The 1,024-nt window shown below is 64.1% G+C and carries 1 protein-coding gene; it reads left to right on the top strand.

The annotated features are described in order from the left end of the window. Positions 1-1,024: sulfopropanediol 3-dehydrogenase (gene hpsN, locus E1J61_RS36720; protein WP_133098641.1), on the top strand; the 1,024-nt coding region annotated here is incomplete at both ends.

Consider the following 1,024-nt stretch of genomic DNA (forward strand, 5'->3'; position numbering starts at 1 on the left):
TCAGTACGCCAAACAACTCGACGGCTGGAGTGGCGATATCGTCCTTACGCCCGCTCAGATCCGGGAGCAGACTAAGGACGTGCCGGCGGCCGTGCGCGCCGATATTGACTTCGCCATTCGGCAGGTCACCGATTTCGCCTTGGCGCAGCGCGAATCCCTGAAAGAGTTCTCCTTGGAACTGCATCCGGGCGTCACCGCGGGACAACGGGTGCTGCCAGTCAATGTGGTCGGTTGCTATGCGCCGGCAGGGCGCTACGCGCATATCGCCTCAGCCTATATGGGCGTGGCGACCGCCAAGGCGGCCGGTGTCAAGACTGTAGTGGCGTGCTCGAGCCCGTTCCGCGGCCAGGGCATCCATCCGCACGTCCTTTACGCCTTCCACGCGGCCGGCGCCGACGTCATCATGGCACTGGGCGGGGTGCAAGCGATTGCATCCATGGCCTATGGTCTCTTCAGTGGCAAGCCGGCCGATGTGGTGGTGGGGCCGGGCAACAAGTTCGTGGCTGAGGCCAAACGGACGCTCTACGGCCAAGTCGGCATTGACGTGTTCGCCGGACCGTCGGAAGTCGCCGTCATCGCCGATGAGACGGCCGACCCCGCCATCGTCGCCAGCGACCTCGTCGGGCAAGCCGAGCACGGTCATGAGTCGCCCGCCTGGTTGTTCACCACTTCGCGCGAGCTGGCCGGTCGTGTCATGGCGCTGGTTCCGGAACTGATCGCCAAGCTTCCCCCGACCGCTCGCGATGCCGCCACCGCCGCTTGGCGTGATTACGGCGAGGTTATCTTGTGCGACACCCGTGAAGAGGTGGTGGAGATCTCCGACCGTTATGCCTCCGAGCATCTGGAAGTCCACACAGCGGATCTCGACTGGTGGCTGGCCAATCTGACCTGCTACGGCTCGCTCTTCCTCGGTGAGGAAACGACCGTGGCGTTCGGCGACAAAACCAGCGGGCCCAACCACGTGCTTCCAACAAAGGGGGCAGCGCGTTACTCCGGCGGGCTGTCTGTGCACAAGTTCATGAAG

The sequence above is a fragment of the Cupriavidus sp. L7L genome (assembly GCF_004353535.1).
Classification (GTDB): Bacteria; Pseudomonadota; Gammaproteobacteria; order Burkholderiales; family Burkholderiaceae; genus Cupriavidus; species Cupriavidus oxalaticus_A.